This window comes from Enterobacter cloacae complex sp. P15RS, from assembly GCF_014895905.1.
GTDB classification, from domain to species: Bacteria; Pseudomonadota; Gammaproteobacteria; order Enterobacterales; family Enterobacteriaceae; genus Enterobacter; species Enterobacter quasihormaechei.
Genome location: NZ_JADBQL010000045.1, coordinates 1 through 16629 on the forward strand (window position 1 = coordinate 1; position 16629 = coordinate 16629).

18 protein-coding genes and 1 riboswitch are annotated in these 16629 nt (G+C 57.8%); of the genes, 12 read left to right on the top strand and 6 right to left on the bottom strand.

The window, feature by feature from the left end:
- Positions 1-395 precede the first annotated feature (395 nt).
- Positions 396-1985 (top strand): bifunctional phosphoribosylaminoimidazolecarboxamide formyltransferase/IMP cyclohydrolase, encoded by a 1590-nt coding sequence (purH, locus tag IM267_RS20670; RefSeq protein WP_193034200.1) that lies wholly within the window; start codon positions 396-398, stop codon positions 1983-1985.
- A gap of 15 nt (positions 1986-2000) precedes the next feature.
- Positions 2001-3293: a phosphoribosylamine--glycine ligase gene (gene purD / locus IM267_RS20675; protein WP_193034201.1), complete on the top strand. Its 1293-nt coding sequence runs from the start codon at positions 2001-2003 to the stop codon at positions 3291-3293.
- 93 nt (positions 3294-3386) lie between these two features.
- On the opposite strand, the gene IM267_RS20680 is transcribed toward purD, so the two are convergent.
- The 6 genes from IM267_RS20680 to nudC all read right to left on the bottom strand — a co-directional run bounded on the left by IM267_RS20680 (position 3387) and on the right by nudC (position 7739).
- The gene (locus tag IM267_RS20680; RefSeq protein ID WP_028015109.1) at positions 3387-4079 is read right to left on the bottom strand and encodes a DUF1481 domain-containing protein; all 693 of its coding nucleotides are present in this window, start codon (positions 4077-4079) and stop codon (positions 3387-3389) included.
- 11 nt (positions 4080-4090) lie between these two features.
- Positions 4091-4363 (bottom strand): nucleoid-associated protein HU-alpha, encoded by a 273-nt coding sequence (gene hupA, locus IM267_RS20685; protein ID WP_002445246.1) that lies wholly within the window; start codon positions 4361-4363, stop codon positions 4091-4093.
- 186 nt (positions 4364-4549) lie between these two features.
- On the bottom strand, positions 4550-5140 hold the full coding sequence (locus IM267_RS20690; RefSeq protein WP_022646712.1) for a YjaG family protein: 591 nt from the start codon (positions 5138-5140) through the stop codon (positions 4550-4552).
- A 41-nt stretch (positions 5141-5181) separates the two neighbouring features.
- Complete coding sequence (nfi, locus tag IM267_RS20695) at positions 5182-5853, bottom strand: deoxyribonuclease V (RefSeq protein WP_010425928.1); 672 nt, start codon at positions 5851-5853, stop codon at positions 5182-5184.
- Between the two features lie 9 nt (positions 5854-5862).
- A complete protein-coding gene (gene hemE, locus IM267_RS20700) occupies positions 5863-6927 on the bottom strand; it encodes a uroporphyrinogen decarboxylase (RefSeq protein WP_028015107.1) in 1065 nt (354 codons plus the stop codon).
- A gap of 38 nt (positions 6928-6965) precedes the next feature.
- A complete protein-coding gene (nudC, locus tag IM267_RS20705; RefSeq protein ID WP_088204570.1) occupies positions 6966-7739 on the bottom strand; it encodes an NAD(+) diphosphatase in 774 nt (257 codons plus the stop codon).
- A 95-nt stretch (positions 7740-7834) separates the two neighbouring features.
- On the opposite strand from nudC, the gene rsd reads away from it, so the two are divergent.
- The 10 genes from rsd to IM267_RS20755 all read left to right on the top strand — a co-directional run bounded on the left by rsd (position 7835) and on the right by IM267_RS20755 (position 16621).
- Positions 7835-8332, top strand: coding sequence for a sigma D regulator (rsd, locus tag IM267_RS20710; protein ID WP_193034202.1), 498 nt, complete (start codon positions 7835-7837; stop codon positions 8330-8332).
- 54 nt (positions 8333-8386) lie between these two features.
- Positions 8387-8496: riboswitch (TPP riboswitch) on the top strand.
- Positions 8497-8575: 79 nt separating this feature from the next.
- Positions 8576-10471, top strand: coding sequence for a phosphomethylpyrimidine synthase ThiC (thiC, locus tag IM267_RS20715; protein WP_193034203.1), 1896 nt, complete (start codon positions 8576-8578; stop codon positions 10469-10471).
- On the top strand, positions 10471-11112 hold the full coding sequence (thiE, locus tag IM267_RS20720; protein ID WP_063865942.1) for a thiamine phosphate synthase: 642 nt from the start codon (positions 10471-10473) through the stop codon (positions 11110-11112). The genes thiC and thiE overlap by 1 nt, the downstream gene beginning before the upstream one ends.
- Positions 11099-11854, top strand: a complete 756-nt coding sequence (locus tag IM267_RS20725; protein WP_193034204.1) for a HesA/MoeB/ThiF family protein — start codon at positions 11099-11101, stop codon at positions 11852-11854. Before thiE ends, IM267_RS20725 begins: the two co-directional genes overlap by 14 nt.
- Positions 11838-12038 carry a sulfur carrier protein ThiS gene (gene thiS / locus IM267_RS20730; protein ID WP_063865946.1) on the top strand — a complete coding sequence of 67 codons (201 nt, stop codon included), beginning with the start codon at positions 11838-11840 and terminating at the stop codon, positions 12036-12038. Before IM267_RS20725 ends, thiS begins: the two co-directional genes overlap by 17 nt.
- Before the next feature lies 1 nt (position 12039).
- Positions 12040-12807 carry a thiazole synthase gene (gene thiG / locus IM267_RS20735; RefSeq protein WP_193034205.1) on the top strand — a complete coding sequence of 256 codons (768 nt, stop codon included), beginning with the start codon at positions 12040-12042 and terminating at the stop codon, positions 12805-12807.
- Positions 12807-13940 (top strand): 2-iminoacetate synthase ThiH, encoded by a 1134-nt coding sequence (gene thiH / locus IM267_RS20740; protein WP_193034206.1) that lies wholly within the window; start codon positions 12807-12809, stop codon positions 13938-13940. Before thiG ends, thiH begins: the two co-directional genes overlap by 1 nt.
- A 333-nt stretch (positions 13941-14273) precedes the next feature.
- The gene (locus IM267_RS20745; RefSeq protein WP_193034207.1) at positions 14274-15815 is read left to right on the top strand and encodes a diguanylate cyclase domain-containing protein; all 1542 of its coding nucleotides are present in this window, start codon (positions 14274-14276) and stop codon (positions 15813-15815) included.
- A 180-nt stretch (positions 15816-15995) separates the two neighbouring features.
- A complete protein-coding gene (locus IM267_RS20750; RefSeq protein ID WP_010425948.1) occupies positions 15996-16304 on the top strand; it encodes a PTS sugar transporter subunit IIB in 309 nt (102 codons plus the stop codon).
- Positions 16304-16621, top strand: a complete 318-nt coding sequence (locus IM267_RS20755; protein WP_003862327.1) for a PTS lactose/cellobiose transporter subunit IIA — start codon at positions 16304-16306, stop codon at positions 16619-16621. The genes IM267_RS20750 and IM267_RS20755 overlap by 1 nt, the downstream gene beginning before the upstream one ends.
- The last annotated feature ends 8 nt before the right edge of the window (positions 16622-16629 follow it).

The following is a 16629-nucleotide window of genomic DNA, read 5'->3' on the forward strand; positions in this document are numbered from 1 at the left end:
CTGTCGCGAGGTGGCGTATACTACGCTTTCCTCTTTCAGAGTCAACCCGTTATTTCAGGATTTTTTCTCTTCAACCGACCGGGTTGTCCGTGAAGTGATTCACATCCGCCGTGTCGATGGAGGCGCATTATAGGGAGTTCTCCGCAGGCCGCAACCGCTAAATGACAGAAAAATGACTGACTGCTGCATTCCCCAGCAAAAACCCGCCTTATACCCTTTTACACACAGAGTTATCCACAGCGCTTCGAAAAAGTGAAAATATGCGAGCGTTGCGCAAACGTTTTCGTTAAAATGCTCGCGCTTAACAAGGAGGCCTCGTCAGGTGTGTTAGATGAGTTTTTCGCTGGAAAATTCATCTAACGCTCTCTGTAATCGTGAAATCCAGGGGATTTACCATGCAACAACGTCGTCCAGTCCGCCGCGCTCTGCTCAGTGTTTCTGATAAAGCCGGCATCGTCGAATTCGCTCAGGCACTTTCCGCACGCGGTGTGGAGCTGCTTTCTACAGGCGGTACCGCTCGCCTGTTAGCAGATAAAGGTCTGCCGGTAACCGAAGTGTCCGACTACACCGGTTTCCCGGAAATGATGGATGGACGCGTCAAAACCCTGCATCCGAAAGTGCACGGCGGCATTCTGGGCCGTCGCGGTCAGGACGACGGCATTATGGAACAGCATGATATCGCGCCTATCGATATGGTTGTTGTTAACCTCTACCCGTTTGCCCAGACCGTCGCCCGCGAAGGCTGCTCTCTGGAAGATGCGGTTGAGAATATTGATATCGGCGGCCCAACCATGGTGCGCTCCGCGGCGAAGAACCATAAAGATGTGGCCATCGTGGTGAAGAGCAGCGACTACAGCGCCATTATTAATGAGATGGATGCTAACGACGGCTCCCTCACTCTCGAAACCCGCTTCGACCTTGCGATTAAGGCGTTCGAACACACCGCCGCGTACGACAGCATGATCGCCAACTACTTCGGTAGCCTGGTGCCTGCCTACCACGGCGAAAGCAAAGATCCCTCTGGCCGCTTCCCGCGCACCCTGAACCTGAACTTCATTAAGAAGCAGGATATGCGTTACGGTGAGAACAGCCATCAGCAGGCTGCCTTCTATATAGAAGAAGAGGTAAAAGAAGCCTCCGTTGCGACCGCCCAGCAGGTTCAGGGCAAAGCCCTTTCCTATAACAACATTGCCGACACCGACGCCGCGCTGGAATGCGTGAAAGAGTTCAGCGAGCCGGCCTGCGTTATCGTCAAGCACGCCAACCCGTGCGGCGTTGCGGTAAGCTCCTCTATTCTGGATGCCTACGATCGCGCCTACAAAACCGACCCGACCTCCGCGTTCGGCGGCATTATCGCCTTCAACCGCGAGCTGGATGCCGAAACCGCTCAGGCCATCATCTCCCGCCAGTTTGTCGAAGTGATCATCGCGCCGTCCGCATCAGAAGAAGCGTTGAAAATCACTGCGGCAAAACAGAACGTGCGCGTGCTGGTTTGCGGTCAGTGGGCGGAACGCGTGCCGGGCCTGGACTTCAAGCGCGTGAATGGTGGTCTGCTGGTTCAGGATCGCGATTTGGGTATGGTTAAAGAAGCCGACCTGCGCGTGGTGACCAAACGTCAGCCAACCGAACAGGAGCTGCGCGACGCGCTGTTCTGCTGGAAAGTGGCGAAGTTCGTGAAGTCTAACGCCATTGTTTACGCCAAAGAGAACATGACCATCGGAATAGGCGCAGGCCAGATGAGCCGCGTTTACTCTGCGAAAATTGCCGGTATCAAAGCAGGCGACGAAGGCCTGGAAGTGAAAGGCTCCGCCATGGCCTCTGACGCCTTCTTCCCGTTCCGTGACGGTATCGACGCTGCGGCTGCGGTGGGCATCACCTGTGTGATCCAGCCTGGCGGCTCTATCCGCGACGACGAGGTGATTGCCGCTGCCGACGAACACGGCATCGCAATGATCTTTACCGACATGCGCCACTTCCGCCATTAATTCCCGGAGCAGAAAATGAAAGTATTAGTGATTGGTAATGGCGGGCGCGAGCACGCGCTGGCGTGGAAAGCGGCGCAGTCCCCGCAGGTGGAAACCGTCTTTGTGGCACCGGGTAACGCCGGTACGGCGCTGGAACCCGCGCTGCAAAACGTCGCCATCGGCGTGACCGATATCCCGGCGCTGCTGAGCTTTGCCCAGACCGAGAAGATCGATCTGACCATCGTTGGCCCGGAAGCGCCGCTGGTGATTGGCGTCGTAGACGCTTTCCGCGCCGCTGGCCTGAAAATCTTCGGCCCAACGGAAGGCGCTGCGCAGCTGGAAGGCTCAAAAGCCTTCACCAAAGATTTCCTCGCGCGTCATAACATTCCGACGGCGGAGTATCAGAACTTCACCGACGTCGAGCCCGCGCTGGCTTACCTGCGTGAAAAAGGCGCGCCGATTGTCATCAAAGCCGACGGTCTGGCCGCCGGGAAAGGCGTTATCGTGGCGATGACGCTCGAAGAAGCCGAAGCGGCAGTCCAGGATATGCTGGCAGGCAACGCCTTTGGCGATGCGGGCCACCGCATCGTGATCGAAGAATTCCTCGACGGCGAAGAGGCGAGCTTTATCGTGATGGTCGACGGCGAGCACGTTCTGCCGATGGCCACCAGCCAGGATCACAAGCGCGTGGGCAATGGCGATACCGGCCCCAACACCGGCGGAATGGGCGCTTACTCCCCTGCTCCCGTTGTTACCGATGAGGTGCATCAGCGCACCATGGACCGCATCATCTGGCCTACCGTGAAGGGCATGGCGGCGGAAGGTAACACCTATACCGGCTTCCTCTACGCAGGCCTGATGATTGACAAGCAGGGCAACCCGAAGGTGATCGAATTCAACTGCCGCTTTGGCGATCCGGAAACCCAGCCGATCATGCTGCGCATGAAATCCGACCTGGTGGATCTGTGCCTGGCGGCCTGCGAAGGCAAGCTGGACGAGAAAACCTCAGAGTGGGACGAGCGTGCGTCTCTGGGCGTGGTGATTGCTGCGGGTGGCTATCCGGGGAACTACAGCACCGGAGATGAGATCCACGGCCTGCCGCTGGAAGAGATTGACGGCGCGAAGGTGTTCCACGCCGGGACAAAGCTGGCTGACGACGACCGCGTGCTCACCAACGGCGGCCGCGTGCTGTGTGCGACCGCACTGGGCCAGACCGTGGCAGAAGCGCAGAAACGCGCCTATGCGCTGATGGCGGATATTCACTGGAACGGCAGCTTCAGCCGTCAGGATATCGGTTATCGTGCCATTGCGCGGGAGCAGGGGGAGTAATTTCCCCCTCACCCTCATCCTCTCCCCAAAGGGGCGAGGGGATCGTTCGTAGGCCGGATAAGCGTTAGCGCCATCCGGCTTAATCCTCAGAACTCAAAAACTCTTTTCCGTCGGCTGCCAGGTGCAGAAGTCTTCGTTCGCCACCAGCAGCAGCTGAGAGCCTTCCGGCGCCTCAAGCCACGCCACGCTCACTTCCATAGACGAATGCCGCTGACGGCGCTGAATGTGTTCGGTTGCCCAGGATTCAAGCTCAGGCTTCACCGTCTGCCCTTCGCAGGTGGTCACCGTGCCATCGGCATGCCAGCGCCCCTGGCGCAGCACCACGCGGCCCTGTCGCAGCGCGTCGCTGGTCTGACGGAGCTGTTCGGCGCGGTAGCGGTAAAGGGCGACCTGATCGCTGGAAAGCTGCTGTTTCAACCCGCTGACTTCATGCTGCATAAAGCTCAGCTCGCCGTGGTCGTCGAAACGCACCTTCACGTGTTCGGGGGTCTTGCTGTAGATGTTCAGTTCAATCAGCGACAGCGCATCGCCCTGCCAGCGGTACTCTGCGGTCGAGGTGTTGCCGTTATGCCACGGGCTGAACGCGGTAAGCATATGGACTTCATCGCTGGAATCTTTGCGCCAGATCCTGACCGCGCCCTGGTTGTCAGCGTAGCCGCTGGCGGTAAACGGGGGGAGTGAGGAATCATGGCTACAGGCAGACAGCAACAGTACGCCTGCCAGCGCGAGCGTTCCACGCCAGAATGACAAAAGGGGCGTTGCCGCCCCTTCGTTAAAACTGTTCACTGCCACGCGTCTTACTTAACTGCGTCTTTCAGTGCTTTACCAGAAACAAATGCCGGCACGTTAGCTGCGGCGATTTTGATTTCTTTACCGGTCTGCGGGTTGCGGCCAGTACGCTCAGCGCGGTGGTTCACTTTGAAGGTACCGAAACCAACCAGTTGTACAGCATCGCCTTCTTTCAGAGACTCAGTAATAGCAGCCAGGGTAGATTCCAGAGCAGCTTTAGCCTGCACTTTAGACAGATCAGCCTTGTCCGCAATTACATCAATCAGTTGAGTCTTGTTCATAAGTTATCCTTTCAATGTGTTTATCGCTTGCTAAGCATCGAGTGCGACGAAAATGCCAAAAAAGCACTCTCCTGCATACACGCACCGATAGCCACTTTTTTTCGCCCCCCAAATGTAGACCAGACGGGGGGCGAAAGGGAAGAGTCGAGGAGTGACAAAACAGGCGTTAAATCACGTTTTGTTGTCTCATTGGTTAAAAATTATACCAATATTGCTCTCACCGGCCTCACGCAGGTCCGCGCGCAGCCCTTTGATCAGCTCAATATCACGCTCTTCACACTCTGCCAGCAGGCGGAAAATCTCCCACTGAATGTCCCATTCCTGTTCAACCGCCGGGTTAGCACGCAGCTCTTCGTCGGTCATTTCGCGGCCTTCCTGCGTCATTTCCAGCATCGCGACGGTCGTGATGGACGCCTTACTGACTTCAATGGCGTGCTCCAGCGTTTCACCACTCAGACGGGAGTGGATCAGCTCGCTCAACGCCACGCAGGCATCGATAGCCGGATAAACGCCGTACAGGTCGTAATCGTCCGCCGCCGGGATCGCCTCTTCCAGCTTTTCCAGCTGTGAATCGAAGTTCACCTTTGCATCTTTCACCGTCAGCGTCTCCCAGATCAAATCCAGGATACGTCGATAAATCTGGCCTTCGCCAAACTCCGTTTGCTTACAGAACGCGGCATAGTTGGGATACATGCGCTCGCACAGGCAAGCCATAAACGTCACGTGCTGCCAGCTTTCCAGCTTCTCAAGGCGCAGATGAATCGGGTTTTGTAACATGATGATGTCTCGAATCGAAAATTAGCCGCAGTTTACCTGAATCACGGCTGAATTTCCTGCCAACGAATGAATGCCGGACGTGAAGAGGCAACGGCGTCAGCCCAGCGGGTTGGCTCCGGTAATCGATAGCCCTTCATGCAGCGCTGCACCCACGCCAGCGCGCTGTCCATGCTCACCCTATGCCCGGTGGCGATAAACAGCGGATTACAGCGCGCTTTACTGCGCCAGACCCACGCCAGCTGCTCGCCTTTATGGATAAGCGGCGCCAGCGCGCCCGGTTCGGCAGAGAGCGGCTCAAACGCGCCGCACAGGCGTTTTTTCGCCACGCCGATGGTTGGCACGTCCACCAGCAGACCAAAGTGGCTGGCGACGCCTAAGCGGCGCGGATGGGAGATACCGTGCCCATCAACAAACAGCAGGTCAGGTTTTTGCGAGAGTTGCTCCCACGCGGCCAGCAGCGCGGGATATTCGCGGAAGGAGAGAAAGCCGGGAATATAGGGCATGGTGGTGGCGATACGCGCCACCTTGTACTCCACCAGCTCCAGCGACGGGTATTTCAGCACCACCATCGCCGCCCGCGTCACTTCACCGCCCTGCTCAAACCCGACGTCCGCCCCGCCAATGTACTGCGGGGGATCCTTATCCAGACGATCCTCGCGGATCACCGATGAAGCCAGTTCGATTTGCTGAGCGCGTAGCGACGCGAGATCCATAACCACTCCTTACTTGTGATACTGGGCAGAAAGCCGATGCACCGCCTCCACAAATACGCCTGCGTGTTCAGGCGGCACATCCTGATGAATGCCGTGGCCGAGGTTAAAGACGTGGCCCTCACCCTGGCCGAAACCAGACAGTATAGTCGACACTTCCTCTTCGATGCGGGCAGGCTGAGCATAGAGCATGGATGGATCCATGTTGCCCTGTAGCGCCACTTTGTCGCCCACGCGACGGCGCGCATCGGCAATATCGGTGGTCCAGTCGAGGCCCAGCGCGTCGCAGCCGGTGGCCGCCATCGCTTCCAGCCATTGGCCGCCGCCTTTCGTGAACAGCGTTACCGGCACGCGGCGACCGTCGTTTTCACGCAGCAGGCCATCGACGATTTTGTGCATGTAGTACAGGGAGAACTGCTGATAATCACGCCCGGTCAGCACGCCGCCCCAGGTGTCGAAAATCATCACCGACTGCGCGCCCGCTTTAATCTGCGCGTTGAGGTAGAGGGTGACGCTCTTCGCCAGCTTGTCGAGCAGCGCATGCAGCGCCAGCGGTTCGGCGTACATCATCTTTTTAATCATGGTGAAGGCTTTGCTGCTGCCGCCTTCAACCATATAGGTGGCCAGCGTCCACGGGCTGCCGGAGAAACCAATCAGCGGCACTTCGCCCTTCAGCTCGCGGCGAATGGTGCGCACGGCGTTCATCACGTAGCCCAGCTCGCCTTCCGGATCGGGGATCGGCAGTTTATCGACGTCGGCTTTGCTTTTGATTGGGGAGGTGAAGCGCGGGCCCTCGCCGGTTTCGAAATAGAGCCCTAGGCCCATCGCGTCCGGAATGGTAAGAATGTCCGAAAAGAGAATGGCGGCATCCAGCGGGAAGCGGCGCAGCGGCTGGAGCGTCACCTCACAGGCCAGCTCGGCGTTTTTGCACAGCGACATAAAATCGCCCGCCTGCGCGCGCGTGGCTTTGTACTCTGGCAGATAGCGTCCCGCCTGGCGCATCATCCACACCGGGGTGACATCAACGGGCTGGCGCAGCAGCGCACGCAGATAACGATCGTTCTTCAGTTCGGTCATTTTGCAGTTCCTTATTGCGTCAGTCCGTCAGTGTAACACTACTCATACTCGGCCCGACACATTGCCACGGTATCTTCTATCAGGCGACGCGCCACCGTTCCCGGCGGGGGTAACAGCGGTAAATTGTCGTAGCGGTACCAGTTCGCCTCCAGCAGCTCTTTCGGGTCGATAACGATCTCGCCGCTGTCGTATTCCGCCATAAACGCGGTCATCAGGGACATCGGGAACGGCCACGGCTGGGAAGTCACGTAGCGCAGGTTCTTCACCTTGATGCTGCTCTCCTCCATCACCTCGCGCGCCACCGCCTGCTCCAGCGTTTCGCCTACTTCCACGAACCCGGCGAGGACGGTATGAATGCCGTTGCGATGACGGGTATGCTGCGCCAGCAGGATGGAATCATCACGGCGGATGGCAACGATAATGCACGGCGCGATTTGCGGATAGTAGCGTTCACGGCAGTGGCCGCAGAGCAGCGCCCATTCGGTTTTGCTTGGGTGCATGGTGTGCCCGCAATAACCGCAGTATTTGTGCGAGCGGTAAAACTCCGCCAGCTGTACGCCGCGCCCCGCCAGCTGGAACAGGCCGACGTCCAGATCTAACACCTGACGTACGGATCCCATATCCTGACGGCGCGCCTGCTGGATCAACCACACGGGATCGCCCTGCCACTCGCCGATCTTCAGCGCGGACTGGCCCACCAGATCGAACGTTTCCGCAGCACCGTAGGGCAACTCTCCTGAGGGCAGCCATAATTTTTGTTCGTGGCTGACGATCCACCAACCCAGATCTGATTTTTCAATAATACGATCCATATCTATTGCACTACCTTCGCTTCACTGACATGTTGTTAGCATTGTGGTTACATTTTGGATAAGCAGATCCCATTCTAAACCTTATGGAGTCGACCATGTTAAACCAGCTGGAAAGCCTGACTGAGCGCGTTGGAGGAAGTAACACCCTGGTGGATCGCTGGCTACATGTGCGCAAGCATCTCCTTGTGGCGTATTACAATCTGGTTGGTCTTAAGCCTGGCAAAGAATCCTTTATGCGGCTGAACGAAAAAGCGCTGGATGATTTTTGTCAGAGCCTGGTCGATTACCTCTCCGACGGCCATTTCAACATTTATGAACGCATTATCCGCGAAATGGAAGGGACAACGCCGTATTTAGCGGCCAGCAAACTCTGTCCGCAGCTGGAAGCCAACACCCAGAAGATCATGGACTACTACGATTCCACCCTTGAGAACGCTATCGATCACGATAATTATCTTGAGTTCCAGCAGGCGCTGTCCGACCTGGGCGAAGCGCTGGAAGAGCGATTCACGCTGGAAGACAAGCTCATCGCCCTCGTGCTGGATAACAATCTGAATATCAGCAACAGCGATAACGTTGTGCGCCCTGCTTGAGTTCTTAATCGTTAACGAGTAATTTACAACCAGTCGCCCCTCTGCGGAGGGGGATTTTTCTTGTCGGAGTGCCCAGTGTGTAAGCACGGGCTGAGACCGTTAATTCGGGATCCGCGGAACCTGATCAGGTTAATACCTGCGAAGGGAACAAGAGTCACGCTGTTGTTGTATCGCCCCTGGGGCGATCTCCTCTTGCTTCATCCGTCGTCTGACAAGCCATGTCCTTCACTTCTGGAATGAGCTATGTCTACAACAAAACTGACCCGCCGCGAACAGCGCGAACACGCGCAACGCTTCATCGACACCCTGGAAGGCACCGCTTTCCCGAACTCGAAACGCATCTACATCACCGGTTCACAGGCCGATATCCGCGTGCCAATGCGCGAAATCCAGCTCAGCCCGACGCTTATCGGCGGCAGCAAAGAGAACCCGCAGTATGAAGACAACGAAGCCGTGCCGGTGTACGACACCTCCGGCCCGTACGGCGATCCCTCTGTCGCGATCAACGTCCAGCAGGGGCTGGCAAAACTGCGCCAGCCGTGGATTGACGCGCGTAACGACTGCGAAGAGCTAAGCGTGCGCAGTTCTGCGTACACCAAAGAACGTCTGGCCGACGACGGCCTGGACGAGCTGCGCTTTACCGGCCTGCTGACGCCAAAACGCGCAAGAGCGGGCAAATGCGTAACCCAGCTGCACTACGCGCGCCAGGGGATCGTCACGCCGGAGATGGAGTTCATCGCCATCCGCGAAAACATGGGGCGCGAGCGCATCCGCAGCGAAATATTGCGCCACCAGCATCCTGGCGAAGGCTTCGGCGCTCGCCTGCCGGAAAACATCACCCCGGAGTTTGTGCGTGATGAAGTGGCCGCCGGGCGCGCGATTATCCCCGCCAACATCAACCACCCGGAATCGGAGCCGATGATTATCGGCCGCAACTTCCTGGTGAAGGTTAACGCCAACATCGGCAACTCTGCCGTCACCTCGTCCATCGAAGAAGAGGTGGAAAAGCTGGTCTGGTCGACGCGCTGGGGCGCGGACACGGTGATGGATCTCTCCACGGGGCGTTACATCCACGAAACCCGCGAGTGGATCCTGCGTAACAGCCCGGTGCCGATTGGCACCGTCCCGATTTACCAGGCGCTGGAGAAGGTCAACGGCATCGCCGAAAATCTCACCTGGGAAGCGTTCCGCGATACGCTGCTGGAGCAGGCGGAACAGGGCGTGGACTACTTCACCATCCACGCGGGCGTGCTGCTGCGCTACGTGCCGATGACGGCGAAACGTCTGACCGGCATCGTCTCACGCGGTGGCTCCATCATGGCGAAGTGGTGCCTGTCCCATCATCAGGAAAACTTCCTCTACGAGCACTTCCGCGAAATCTGCGAAATCTGCGCCGCGTACGACGTTTCGCTTTCGCTGGGCGACGGCCTGCGTCCGGGCTCCATCCGCGACGCCAACGACGAGGCGCAGTTTGCCGAGCTGCACACCCTGGGCGAGCTGACCAAAATCGCCTGGGAGTATGACGTGCAGGTGATGATTGAAGGCCCGGGCCACGTGCCGATGCAGATGATCCGCCGCAACATGACCGAGGAGCTGGAACACTGCCACGAAGCGCCGTTCTACACGCTGGGGCCATTGACCACCGATATCGCACCGGGCTACGACCACTTCACCTCCGGGATCGGCGCGGCGATGATCGGCTGGTTCGGCTGCGCCATGCTCTGCTACGTCACGCCGAAAGAGCACCTCGGCCTGCCCAACAAAGAGGACGTGAAGCAGGGGCTGATTACCTACAAGATTGCCGCCCACGCGGCGGATCTGGCGAAAGGCCATCCGGGCGCGCAAATCCGCGATAACGCCATGTCCAGAGCGCGCTTTGAATTCCGCTGGGAAGATCAGTTTAACCTGGCGCTGGATCCGTTTACCGCCCGCGCCTATCACGATGAAACCCTGCCACAGGAGTCGGGCAAGGTGGCGCACTTCTGCTCCATGTGCGGGCCAAAATTCTGCTCGATGAAAATCAGCCAGGAGGTGCGGGACTACGCCGCTGCGCAGACCATTGAAGTCGGTATGGCGGACATGTCGGAAACCTTCCGCGCCAGAGGCGGCGAAATTTACCTCAAAAAAGAGGAGGCGTAATGTACCAGCCCGATTTCCCCTCTGTGCCCTTCCGCTTAGGGCTTTACCCGGTGGTGGACAGCGTGGAGTGGATCGCCCGCCTGCTGGAGGCCGGCGTTCGCACCCTTCAGCTGCGCATCAAGGATAAGCGCGATGAAGAGGTGGAGGCCGACGTCGCCGCCGCCATCGCGCTGGGGCATCGCTACACTGCTCGCCTGTTTATCAACGACTACTGGCGGCTGGCCATCAAGCACCGGGCGTACGGCGTCCATCTGGGTCAGGAAGATCTGGAAACCACCGATTTGAACGCCATCCGCCAGGCTGGCCTGCGCCTTGGCGTTTCAACACACGATGACATGGAGATCGACGTGGCGCTGGCGGCCCGCCCCTCCTACATCGCCCTCGGTCACGTTTTCCCGACGCAAACCAAGCAGATGCCGTCTGCCCCGCAGGGTTTGACGCAGCTGGCGGCGCACGTTAAGCGCCTTGCCGATTATCCTACCGTCGCCATCGGCGGGATAAGCCTTGAACGTGCGCCCGCCGTGCTGGAAACCGGCGTCGGCAGTATCGCCGTTGTCAGCGCTATCACCCAGGCGGCAGACTGGCAGGCCGCCACCGCACGGCTTTTACAACTGGCAGGAGCAGGCGATGAAAGATCGTGATTTTATGCGCTACAGCCGCCAGATCCTGCTGGAGGATATCGCCATTGACGGGCAGCAAAAGCTGCTCGCCAGCCGGGTACTGATTGTCGGCCTGGGCGGATTAGGCGCCCCCGCCGCGCTGTATCTGGCCGGTGCGGGCGTGGGTACGCTGGTACTGGCCGATGACGATGAAGTACACCTCAGCAACCTGCAACGGCAAATCCTCTTCACGACAGAAGATATTAACCAGCCTAAGGCGCAGGTTACGCGCCAGCGGCTGAACCAGCTTAACCCCGATATCGAACTGGTTGCGCTCCAGACGCGGCTTAGCGGAGACGAGATGCAACGCGAAGTTGCCCTTGCCGACGCGGTGCTGGACTGCACGGACAACATGGCGACGCGTCAGGCCATCAACGCGGCCTGTGTTGCACAGAACACGCCGCTGATCACCGCGAGCGCGGTCGGTTTCGGCGGGCAGATAATGGTGCTTACGCCGCCGTGGGCGCAGGGCTGCTACCGCTGCCTGTGGCCGGACGAGGCTGAACCGGCGCGTAACTGCCGCACGGCAGGCATTCTTGGCCCGGTGGTGGGCGTGATGGGCACCCTTCAGGCGCTGGAGGCCATCAAGCTGCTCAGCGGCATGGAGACAGCGCGCAACACGCTCCGGCTGTTCGACGCCCGTTCCGGCGGCTGGCGCCATCTGGCGTTAAGCCGCGCCAGCCACTGCCCGGTATGCGGAGGCCGCAATGCGCATTCTGTTTAACGATGAGCCGATGACGTGCGACGACGGTCTCACCGTTGCCGCCCTGCTCGACACGCTGCACCAGCTGAAGCCGGGAACGGCGCTGGCGCTCAATCAACAGATCCTGCCGCGCGAGCAGTGGGAACGTCAGCAGGTCAATGAAGGCGATCAGATCCTGCTGTTTCAGGTTATCGCAGGGGGCTGAGATGTTACGTATTGCCGATAAAGTCTTTGATTCACATCTGTTTACCGGAACCGGAAAGTTCGCCTCGCCGCAGCTGATGGTGGATGCCATCCGAGAAAGCGGCAGCCAGCTGGTGACGCTGGCGATGAAGCGCGTGGACCTTCGCCAGCACAACGATGCCATTCTTGTACCGTTGTTGGAAGCCGGCGTCACGCTGCTGCCTAATACCTCCGGTGCGAAAACGGCCGAGGAGGCGATTTTCGCCGCACAGCTGGCCCGGGAAGCGCTCGGCACCCGCTGGCTGAAGCTGGAAATTCACCCGGATGCGCGCTGGCTGCTGCCGGACCCGATAGAGACCCTGAAAGCCGCAGAAAAGCTGGTACAGCAGGGTTTTACCGTTCTGCCTTACTGCGGCGCAGACCCCGTGCTGTGCAAGCGTCTGGAAGAGGTCGGCTGTGCCGCCGTTATGCCGCTGGGGGCACCCATTGGCTCCAATCAGGGGCTTGAAACCCGCGCGATGCTGGAGATCATTATTGAGCAGGCTACCGTGCCCGTGGTGGTGGATGCGGGCATCGGCGTACCCAGCCACGCCGCGCAGGCGCTGGAAATGGGTGCCGATGCGGTGCTGGTCAATACCGCGATTGCGGTGGCCGACGATCCGGTGATGATGGCGCGCGCATTCCGCCTTGCGGTGGAGTCCGGTCTGCTGGCACGGCAGTCCGGTCCAGGCTCGCGCAGCCTTCATGCACAGGCCACCAGCCCGCTGACCGGTTTTCTGGAGGCGCTCTGATGGCTACCTTTACCGATCGCTGGCGTCAGCTTCACTGGGACGATATTGCCTTACGCATCAACAGTAAAACCTCTGCGGACGTAGAGCGGGCGTTAACAGCCCGTCATCTGACCCGCGAGGATTTGATGGCCCTGCTTTCTCCGGCAGCCAGCGCATACCTTGAACCGATGGCGCAGCGCGCTCAACGCCTTACCCGCCAGCGCTTTGGCAACACGGTGAGCTTCTACGTCCCACTCTATCTTTCGAACCTGTGCGCCAACGACTGTACCTACTGTGGCTTCTCCATGAGCAACCGCATTAAGCGTAAAACGCTGGATGAGCAGGAGATCGCCCGCGAGTGTGACGCTATTCGTGAGATGGGATTTGAACATCTTTTGCTGGTGACGGGTGAACATCAGAGCAAAGTGGGAATGGACTATTTTCGCCAGCATCTTCCGACCATTCGCCGCGAATTTGCCTCATTGCAGATGGAAGTACAGCCGCTGTCGCAGGAGGAGTATGCGGAGCTGAAAACCCTCGGGCTGGACGGCGTAATGGTTTATCAGGAAACCTACCATGAGGCGACTTATGCCCGGCATCACCTGAAAGGGAAGAAGCAGGATTTCTTTTTCCGGCTGGAAACCCCGGACAGGCTGGGGCGCGCCGGCATCGACAAAATTGGGCTGGGCGCGCTTATCGGTCTGTCTGACAGCTGGCGGGTGGATTGCTATATGGTGGCGGAGCATCTGCTGTGGCTACAGCAGCACTACTGGCAAAGCCGCTATTCCATCTCGTTCCCGCGGCTGCGTCCGTGTACGGGAGGCGTTGAACCTGCCTCGATAATGGATGAGCGCCAGCTGGTGCAAACAATATGCGCCTTTCGCCTGTTCGCGCCGGAAGTGGAACTGTCGCTCTCCACGCGTGAATCCCCGGCGTTTCGCGACCGCGCGATCCCGCTGGCAATCAACAACGTCAGCGCCTTTTCCAAAACGCAGCCGGGCGGTTACGCGGACGATCGCCCGGAACTGGAACAGTTTACGCCTCACGACGGACGACGGCCCGAAGCGGTGGCGGAAGCACTGGCTGCACAGGGCCTACAGCCGGTGTGGAAAGACTGGGACAGCTGGCTGGGAAGAGCCTCGCATTTGCGCTGAAACCGCCTGCAAAATCGCGAAAGGGTTACGAGGCGGCTCGTGAGATCAAAACCGGGCGATTGAGGAAATCCGTCCGGTTTTCTTATGATTAACCCCGTCAGCAACGGACGCTGACCAGGGTGAAAATGCTTCTTCCTCGTTTCGCCCTGCCCTCCGCCTCTTAAAAAAAATTTCAATCGTTAAAATAAATGCGACTTTTCTTAGCTACTCTTAAGATAAATCATCTCGTCGGAAGTCGCCTTCTGTATAATTTACTACCAGCAACCGGACAGCGACTATGCTGAGGATATCGACAGACGCAACGCGCCTACCATCTGGACTGATGTACAACTCATGGCACTCCACAGTAAAAAGCTCTCTTTTACCCGCCCCATTATGGTCAGCTTCGCTGGGATCCTCTTCAGCTTCGTACTGATCGCGATCCTGGTCATCCTTTCACAGCGAAAGGATTTTCTTGAGGATTATCATAAAATTAATGGTAACTTCACCCATAATCTGGCGGTGAACTATACCGAGTCCATTCTGCGGGAAAATGACTATATTCTTGGTCGCGCGGCGATGTACTACGCCCGTAATGACAGAGTGAATCAGACGTTAAATATCGATCCGGCACACGGTTTGCAGATGTTAATGCATTTGCAGAATCTGATGCCGACGGTGTCGTCTATCTCTCTGGCGGACACGGAGGGGCGCCATCTGCGCGCGCCGGAAGTCCTGCCAACGGAGAAGAGTCAGACGTTCGACGCACGCACCCGCCCATGGTTTATCGGGCAAGCGGAAGCCAGTAACTTTCCGCACTACACCCGCCCCTATCTGGACTATTTCACCCAACATCCCACCGTCACCCTCTATAAGCCGGTCATTTCACCGGAAGGCCGTCTGAAGGGCACGCTCGCTTTCCATCTTGATTTAACCTCCATGGGATATACCCTGCGCCAGATGGTAGCTCCCGTACAGGGTGAGTTTTTCGTCGTCGAACGTGACGGCGCCGTTGTGCTTCATCCGGACACGGGGGCGCTCTTTAAGCAGTACGTCAGCGAAGCGCTGATGGACAAAATGACCAGCGGCGAAGGCTATCTCTTCGATTCCAGAAGCAAGACCTGGTATTACTACTACTCGTTCACCAATCCGGACTGGTTTGTGATTTATCGGGTCTCCGATGCCACGCTATCCGTCATCACCCGGCATGAAACCACCGTCGTCGGCTGGGGATTTGCGCTGGCGGCAATCATCATCATTCTGTTCGGACTGTATCTTCGTCATGCCTCACGTTCAGTGCTGATGAACATTATCAACGCCATCAAAACCGGCGACGTCAACCAGGCGCCACGTCTTGAGGCGATGCTCAGCCATACCATTCGAACCAATAAAGAACGGGAGCTGGCCTATGTCCGTCAGGCCACCCATGATGCGCTGACAGGCTGTAAAAACCGCCGAGCCTTCGACAACGATGTGGATGCGTTGATGGCCGCTCATCAACCCTTCGCTCTGGCGCTGGTCGACATTGATAACTTCAAATCCATTAACGACACCTGGGGCCACCTGAGCGGGGATATCGTTCTGCGTAACGTGGCACGCGAAGGCATTCAGATCATGCAGCCGCACCACGTCTCGGTTTATCGCTACGGTGGAGAAGAGTTCGGGGTGATTTTCCCGGCCGAGCTGATGAACTCCGCGCACGCGCTACTGGAAGCCTGGCGCACCGCCGTGGAAAAACGGACCTGGCGGGAAGAAAACCTGCAAGTGACCTTCAGCGCGGGGCTGGGTGAGTGGCACTTCGAACCGCTGGAACAATTCGTCGGTAGCGTAGATGAAGCGCTGTATACCGCTAAACAACAGGGTAAAAACCGCATCATAAGCACGGCCAGCCGATAATCTCCCTCCTGAAATTCTGCCCGTTCTGACGGGCAGAATACTCTCCTGCGTTAAATTGTAACCGGTTTCAGAAAAATGCCGATTTCTTTGTGATGCCTGACACACAATCGCGGTAAAGCGGTTGTTGAAGCGCTCTGCACGGGATAATTATCAGTAAACACATGTAGATCGAGGCTGACTATGAAGAACATCGTTTTATGCTGTGCAGCGGGAATGTCAACCAGCATGCTGGTTCAACGTATGAAAGATGCCGCGCAGAAAAAAGGAGTCGAAGTAACCATTAAAGCCGTTCCGGTCGCGGAATTTAAAGACAACATCGCGACGGCTGATATCGTATTACTGGGGCCACAGGTGAAATACGAACAGGCAAAACTCCAGGCGCAGGCCGATCCGCTCGGGAAAAAGGTCGCGGTCATCGACATGATGGATTACGGCATGATGAAAGGTGATGCCGTACTGGAAAAAGCGCTTAAACTGCTGGAGTCATAATGGAAGACTTAGAAACCACCATCATGGAGCTATTGGTCAATGCAGGTGCGGCGCGCAGTGCGGCCCTGACAGCGTTACAGATGGCACGAAAAGGCGACTTTGACGAAGCCGAAAAAGCGATGGAAGAGTCGCGCGAGTATGTGAAACATGCGCATACGATCCAGACGCAGCTCATCGGGCTCGATGAAGGGACAGGAAAACTTCCGGTTAACCTGATCACCGTTCACTCTCAGGACCACCTGATGAACGCGATGGTTATCCAGGATCTGGCGGGCGACATGATTGAGCTTTATCGACGCATCCCGCTGGTAAACTGAAAATGCAG